The sequence below is a fragment of the Rhodobacter sp. SGA-6-6 genome, from assembly GCF_011043545.1.
Taxonomy (GTDB): Bacteria; Pseudomonadota; Alphaproteobacteria; order Rhodobacterales; family Rhodobacteraceae; genus Pseudogemmobacter.
On the sequence record NZ_JAAKGP010000004.1, the window covers coordinates 342,764 to 349,641 of the forward strand.

Consider the following 6,878-nt stretch of genomic DNA (forward strand, 5'->3'; position numbering starts at 1 on the left):
GCCATGCCGCTTGCGCATCTCCTCGCAACGATGCTGATGGCCGGCCTGCTGCTGTTCGAGGCCGGGATCTGCCTTGCGCTTCTGCAGCGGGTCCGGACCCGCAGGCGGGCGGTGGTGGCGCGGTTTTCCGGCTCGGTCGTCCATCGCGGCGCGGGCCGCGGCCCGACCGATCCTGTCGCCCTGCGCCGGACAGGGCCGTCGGGCTGGTGGGCGCGATTGCTGCCCGAGGCCGGCGAAAGCGCCGCGGCGCCCGACCTGACCCCGGATGTCCGGCGGCTGATCTGGATGCTGATGCTGGCGCTGACCCTGTTCCTGACCATGGTGCTGAACCTCCTGGTCGGCACCGCGCTGCTGCCTGCGCTTGTGCTCGGGCTTCTGTGCACCGTGCTGGCCGGCTATGTCTGGCTGCGCCTGCGCGCGCGGCGCCGCATGTTCCGCATCGATGAGGCCGTGCCCGAGGCGATGGACATGATCGTCCGCTCGCTGCGGGTGGGCCTGCCGATCAACGCGGCGATCAAGACCGCCGGAGAAGAGCTGACCGGCCCGCTGGCACAGGAATTCACCGAGACCGCCGGCCGCATCAGCTATGGCCAGGATCTGGTCGGCGCGATCCGCGAGATGGCCGAACGCTGCGACAACCAGAGCCTGCGCTTCTTCGCCGCCGCCGTTTCGATCCAGTCCGCCTCGGGCGGCAATCTGGCCGAGGTGCTGGACCGGCTGTGCACCATCGCGCGGGGGCGCCAGCAGATGCGCCGCAAGGTCCGCTCGATCACGGCCGAGGCGAAGTGGTCGGGCCGCTTCCTGTCGGTCTTCCCCCTCGTCGCCATCTCGGCGTTGCTGCTGATCAATCCCGACTATTTCACCGAAATCTCGGACAAGCCGTTCTTCCTGCCGATGCTGGGCGTCGTCGGCACCCTGCTGGCGCTGAACATCCTGTTCATGCACTGGCTGGTGAAGATCGAATGACCGGGGGTTCCGTCGACAGGAAAGGCCGCCGCGCATGACGCTGATCAACGCATGGACGCTGCTGGGCGGCTTCCTGGCCTGCGGGCTGGTCTTCGCGCTGGCGCTGATCGCCGTGCAGCGTGCGCCGTCGAAAGTCTGGGCAGGCCCGGAGACGCCGAAGCCGCGCGACCTGCATCTGGTGAACCCGGGCGAGACCGGGGGAGAGAGCGGCGCGCTGCGGCGGCAGCTGGCGCAGGCCGGGTTCGATCATCCCGACGCCCCGCGCTATTACATCTGGGCCAGGGTCATCGGCGCGGTGAACGGCTTTGCCGCGGGCATCCTGCTGCTGCGGATCGTCCCCGTCTTCCAGTCCCTTGCGCCGCCGGGACAGGTCTCGCTGGTGCTGACCGCCTGCGTGCTGTTCTACTTCATCCCGGTCGTGGTGGTGGACAAGCGCCGCGCCGCCTACAAGCGCCGGCTGGAACTGGCGCTTCCCGACGCGCTGGACCTGATGCTGGTCTGCATCGAGGCCGGACAGTCGATCGACCTTGCCCTGATGCGGGTGGCGGACGAGATGCAGGACGTGCACCCCGACCTGTCGGCGCGCTTCCATGCGCTGACCGAGGCGCTGGCGGCCGGGGCCGACCGGCACGATGCCTGGATGCGGATGGCGGCAGAGGCCGAGAACGACGACCTGCGCCAGTTCGCCTCGATCATGGTGCAGTCCTCCACCCTCGGGACGCCGATGTCGCAGACCTTGCGCGCCTTCACCGCCGACCTTCGCGACCGGCGGGTCCGCAAGGTGGAGGAACGCGCCAACGTGCTGCCTACCAAGATGACGCTGAGCACGATGCTCTTCACCATTCCGCCGCTGCTGATCCTGCTTCTTGCCCCGTCGATCTACCGCCTTTCGCAATCCTTCTGATCCCGATGTCCCCGCTTCCCGCCCAACGCCGACGCCGCGTCCTGCGCCTCCTGGCCGCACTTTGCATCGTGCTCGTGCCGCCGCTGGGCGCGCAGCTTGCCCTGGGCGCCTATCCCGGGGCGTTCGGCGCGTCCAAGCTTCTGCTGTCGATCATCATCTCCTCGGTCGTCGTCCATCTGGTGCTGCTTGATCTGGCCCGGGGTCCGAGATCGGGGCCGAAGATCATCCTCGCCTCGATCCTGGGCCTGCTCGCCGCGCCGGGGATGCCGCTGCTGTCCTGGATCCACATCCGCAACGGCCTTGCCGCCTATCCCCCGGCGCCCGGGGATACCCTGCTTTCCCCCGCTTCGGTCGCTGTCGGCTGGACCGCGGGCATCCTGATGGCGCTGGCCTGTCGCGCGCTCCGGCATCTGATCGCAGGCTTGCAGCGGGACGGGCTGCCGCCGCTTCCGCATCCCCTTGCCCTCGGCTCCTCTGCCGTGCTGCTGGGCGTCGGGTTCTGGCTTGCGCTTTCGGCCGCACCGCTGCTGGAGGGCGGGACGTTCGCACCCGCAGAAAGCCTGGTGGCGGCGCTCAGCGGGCTTTATGCGCTGATGGTCGCGGCGCTGATCCCGCGCGCTGCCGCCGATCTGGACGACCCGATGTCGTCCCTGCCGAATTCGATCCCGCTGTTGGCCGGGATGGCCGCGCTGGCGCTGGCGGCCCTTGCCACGGCCACGCCGGAAATCGCCGCGCTGGGAACGGCCGGCTCGGCGATGTTGCTGCTGCTGACCGGCACCATGCTGGCCGGCCTGATGACCGGGCGGCCGGTGCCGCTGTTGACTCTGGGCCTGATGCTGGCCGGGGCGGCCCTGCCCTTCACCGGCCCGGTCACCGGCGGCTCGCTGACGGCACAGGCGATCCTCGCGGTCCTGCTGGTCTCGATCCTGATCGGCGCCGCCCGGCGCGAACTGGACCGCAACGCCTCGATCACCCGGATCGACGACCCGCCCCGCGCCCTGCTGGCCCGCTTCTCGGACAGCTCCGAAAGCTGGATCGCCCGGCTGGACCTGGACGAACGCATCGCCCGCTTTCCCTTCGGCTGCGGCACCTCGCCCGGCCAGCAACCGCGCTTCGGCACGGTCGCCACCTTTGCCGATCTCTTCGGCACCTCCGGCTTCTCCGGCATCCTGGACCTGCTGGAACTTCTGCAGAAGGACGGCGGCGGACCCAGGCCGCCCGTCCGGGTCCAGATGACGCTGCCCGCCCCGGGCGGGGGCGACCGGCCCGCCGCCGCGCAGGACTTCGAGGTGCATGTGCTGGACAACAGGCCGCCCGTGGCATGGGTCGCTATCGTCAGCCTGCGGCGCCCGGCCGAACCCGCCGCCCGCGCCGCCCGCTACGAGAAGCTGCTGGCCGAGGCGATGCTGCGCGAGGAGCGGCTGCTCTCCATCGCCTCGCACGAGCTGCGGACACCGCTGGCCATCCTGTCGATGCTGGCCGAAGAATTGAAGGCGGGGTCGAGCTGGGACGAGGTCGGCCCCAGCTTCGAAAAGACCCTGGCCCGTCTCGTCTCGATCCTGGACGACCTGCGCGCCGACAGCGGGGCAGAGGGCGGGCAGGCGGCAGGCGCCGTCTTCACCGTGCGCGAACTGGCGATGCATCTGCTGGATGTGTTCCGCCCGCCGGCGGTCGCCAACGGCATCGACCTGCTGGTCGACCTGGGCGCGCACGCCGATACCCCGATCCGCGGCGATCAGGGTCGGGTGTTCATCGCGCTGTCGAAGCTGATCCACAACGCCATCGTGCATTCCAAGGGCAGCATGGTGCTGCTGCAGGTCTTCCTCGTCCCGGGCCGCGAGGGCGAGATGACCGCGACCTGGCAGGTCATCGACGACGGCATCGGCATTGGCGAAGGGCACCGCGACCGCATCTTCGACCCTTTCGAGACCGCAGGCGCCGACACCGACGCGCATCCCGGACTGGGCCTTTACACCGCGCGCAAGGCCATCCGTCTGATCGGCGGCGATCTGGTCTTGCACAGCGAAGGCAAAGGCAGCAGGTTCGTCGTCACCCATCCGGCGCGGTCCGACCAGCCTCTCACCGGCGCCGAGCAGGAACCCGTGCCCATGAACGATATCGAGCCGATCTATCCCGACCGCAGCGCCCTTCTGATCGAGGACAACAAGCTTGTCGGCGAAATCACCAGCGCCCGGCTGCGCAAGCTGTTCCACAAGGTCGACTGGGCCGAAACCGGCGACGGCGGGCTGGAGATGTTCCGCGCCGCACCGCATGACTTCATCGTCGTCGATCAACTGCTGCCCGGCATGATCGGCAGCCAGGTGGTACGCGAAATCCGCAAGACGCACAAGGACGTGCCGATCATCGGCATCACCGCCTCGACCATGGGGTCCGAATGCCAGGAGCTGGAAGAGGCCGGCGCCACCTATGCGCTGGAAAAACCGCTGAGCTTCGCCCAGTTGAAGGGCCTTGCGGACGAGTTCTTCGCCAGCGGCCGGGTTGCGGAGTAGGCAGGGGCTCCGCTCGAACCGGGAATGCCGGCCGCGTCAGCCTGCAGCGAAGCTGTCCAGCAGGCCCTCGGTTTCGTCCATGATCCGCTTTGCGGTCTCCGCCGTGCCGCCGCCGGTCACGCCGGCCCGGGCATCGGCCTGCATCAGCCGCAGGGCATATTCGGCTCCCGAAAGCCCGGTCAGCCCCGTCGCACCGATCGCGGAGTGGATCATGTTGCGCAGGTCCGCACCGGGGGTCGCCTCGGTGAAGGCCGCGAGGACGCTGCGCGCCTCGGCCAAGGCCTGCCGCATGAAGGCCAGCGCGGCCTCGCGGCCCAGTTCCGTCACCAGTTCGTCGATCTGACGGTCGTCCAGCATCGCTTCTCCTGTCGCTGCCTTCCTCCGCAGCCTGCGCCGCTGATCGTCCCCGCTCCACATCTCGGCCAGGGCGAGGCGCAGTTCCGTAGGGCGCACCGGCTTCAGCAGGATGCGGTCCATCCCGGCCGCAAGCGCCGACCCATGCACGACCGAGCCGGTATGCGCCGTCAGCCCCGCGATCAGCACATGCGCGCCCTCGCCTTCCTGCGCCCGGATGCGGCGGGCAACCTCGATCCCGTCGATGTCGGGCAGCGTCACGTCCAGAAGGATCAGGTCGATCCCGCCGCGCTTCTCGGCATGGCGCTCGACCGCATCCAGGCCGCTGATCACCCCCTCGGCCACGGCCCCGGCATCGCCCAGCGTCCGCAAAAGGATGGCCAGGTTGATCGGATTGTCCTCGACGACCAGGACCCGCAGGCCGGTCAGGCGGATGCTCTCGGCCGTCGCCGGCGCCCCGGCCTCGGGCGCGTCGGCCGTGCGCAGCGGGAAGGAGATGCGGAAGGTCGTGCCGCATTCGACACCGCGGGAAATCTCGATCTGGCCCCGCAGCCGGTCCACCGCGCGCGAGACGATCCCCAGGCCCAGGCCATAGCCCGCACCGTCGCCCGAGACCCCTCCCTCGCGGCCGACCGCCGTGATGCGCCGGGTCAGGATCTGGATTTCGCCCTCGGTCAGGCCGGGGCCGCGGTCCTCGACCTCCAGCACGACCGGCCGTTCGGCGTCGGCATTGGCCGGGTCCACCGCCAGCCGGACCAGGATCGGCCCGTTCTGGGTGAAGCGGTTGGCGTTGGTGATCAGGTTCTGCAGAACCGCCTGGATCAGGTGGGCCGCCCCGATCTGCCACACCGGGCCCGCGGGCGCCTCCAGCACGATCCGGTTGCCGTTCTTGCCGCAGATCGGCTGCAGCAGGCGGACGATGTCCTGGACCTGCGCGACCAGGTCGAAGGTCTTCATCGGCTCGGCATGGGCGGATACGGCGTCCATCCGCGACATTTCCAGAAGGTTGCGCACCTGTTCCAGCGCCAGCTGCGCCAGCGCCGCCACCTGGGCCGCGCTGCCGTCGGGCTGATCGCCCGCCGACAGGCCGTCGACCGCGATGATCAGCGATTGCAGCGGCGCCCGCAGGTCGTGCGCCAGGCTGACCAGCCGCTCCGCCCGGGCGCTGACCGCCGTCTCGGTCTCGGGGTTTTCCAGCCGCAGCAGGAAATATTCGCACTGGCCGCCGTCCGGCGACAGATGGTTCAACTCGCCGGCATGGCCCGAGGGCAGGCCGATCCGCACGCTGCCGGTGCGCCGGGCCTCGTCGCAGGCCTCCGCCCAATCGCGCGAGCAGCCGAAATCGTGCCATTCGGAGACCAGCGCCGCGCCCACGGCCGCACTGGCCAGCAGGACCGCCCCCCGCGCCGACAGGATCAGGCTGGGGCGCGTTTCCGTGGCCAGGACGGCGGCGAGCAATGCAAGCGCGGTGTCATCCTGCATCGCCGATTTCCGGTTCGGCGGCACCTCGACGGAAGGAATCACACCAAGCTCCTTTGATTGACCGGAATTTGCCGGTTCGCCGCCCTGCTTGCAACACGGACGGGCGCGGCGTGGCGACCGGGTTGTTCTCGTGCTGGAAACTGTCTGTTTTCACGCTCTCACCGATAGGTGCGTCTTTCGACACAAAACGGGTCACCATGGCCGGATTTTGCGCGCCAGGGCGGCTATTCGACCCCGCCCGGGACCGGATCGCGGTTAAAGGCCGAGCAAACCCCATCCCATTCCCAGCCCAAAGATTGATGCACATCCCATTGTTCATGCTATACATACTTATGATAGCAGTATACAACCAACGATAATAAACGGGAGCGGACGGACATGATGGCCTTTCTGATTATCGCCGCCTTGACCGGAGAGCTGCTTGCGGCAGCGGCCGTGCTCGCCGCCGGCGGGGGCTGGCTGGCGGCGTTCTTCGCCGCCCAGGGGGCGGGCTGTCTCGCCATGCTGGCCGGCGCCCTTCTGGCGGCCTTCCCACACCCTTTCCGCCGGACCGTTTCCGGTCTGGACGATCTTCGCACCACTGAAACCTGACACTTCGAGGACCAAGACCGATGGCAACGATCCGCATTCAAGCCGAGACCCCCTCGGATTTCCGCATCACT

The 6,878-nt window shown here is 69.0% G+C and carries 5 protein-coding genes; 4 read left to right on the top strand and 1 reads right to left on the bottom strand.

The features are described 5' to 3' along the window. Nucleotides 1-3 precede the first annotated feature (3 nt). The 3 genes from G5B31_RS10600 to G5B31_RS10610 are packed head-to-tail and all read left to right on the top strand — an operon-like array spanning nucleotide 4 to nucleotide 4,380. Nucleotides 4-966: a type II secretion system F family protein gene (locus G5B31_RS10600; protein ID WP_165017106.1), complete on the top strand. Its 963-nt coding sequence runs from the start codon at nucleotides 4-6 to the stop codon at nucleotides 964-966. A 34-nt stretch (nucleotides 967-1,000) separates the two neighbouring features. Next, nucleotides 1,001-1,870 (top strand): type II secretion system F family protein, encoded by an 870-nt coding sequence (locus G5B31_RS10605; RefSeq protein WP_165017109.1) that lies wholly within the window; start codon nucleotides 1,001-1,003, stop codon nucleotides 1,868-1,870. Between the two features lie 5 nt (nucleotides 1,871-1,875). After that, on the top strand, nucleotides 1,876-4,380 hold the full coding sequence (locus G5B31_RS10610) for a hybrid sensor histidine kinase/response regulator (RefSeq protein ID WP_165017112.1): 2,505 nt from the start codon (nucleotides 1,876-1,878) through the stop codon (nucleotides 4,378-4,380). A gap of 36 nt (nucleotides 4,381-4,416) precedes the next feature. On the opposite strand, the gene G5B31_RS10615 is transcribed toward G5B31_RS10610, so the two are convergent. Beyond that, entirely contained in the window at nucleotides 4,417-6,258 is a 1,842-nt protein-coding gene (locus G5B31_RS10615; RefSeq protein ID WP_165017115.1) for a hybrid sensor histidine kinase/response regulator, read from the bottom strand. A gap of 336 nt (nucleotides 6,259-6,594) precedes the next feature. Between G5B31_RS10615 and G5B31_RS10620 the strand changes: the two genes are divergently transcribed. After that, entirely contained in the window at nucleotides 6,595-6,807 is a 213-nt protein-coding gene (locus tag G5B31_RS10620) for a hypothetical protein (RefSeq protein WP_165017117.1), read from the top strand. Nucleotides 6,808-6,878: the final 71 nt, after the last annotated feature.

Coding starts and splice junctions, on each gene's coding strand:
- G5B31_RS10600 (WP_165017106.1), top strand. CDS start 4: ATGCCGCTTGCGCATCTCCTCGCAACGATGCTGATGGCCGGCCTGCTG.
- G5B31_RS10605 (WP_165017109.1), top strand. CDS start 1,001: ATGACGCTGATCAACGCATGGACGCTGCTGGGCGGCTTCCTGGCCTGC.
- G5B31_RS10610 (WP_165017112.1), top strand. CDS start 1,876: ATGTCCCCGCTTCCCGCCCAACGCCGACGCCGCGTCCTGCGCCTCCTG.
- G5B31_RS10620 (WP_165017117.1), top strand. CDS start 6,595: ATGATGGCCTTTCTGATTATCGCCGCCTTGACCGGAGAGCTGCTTGCG.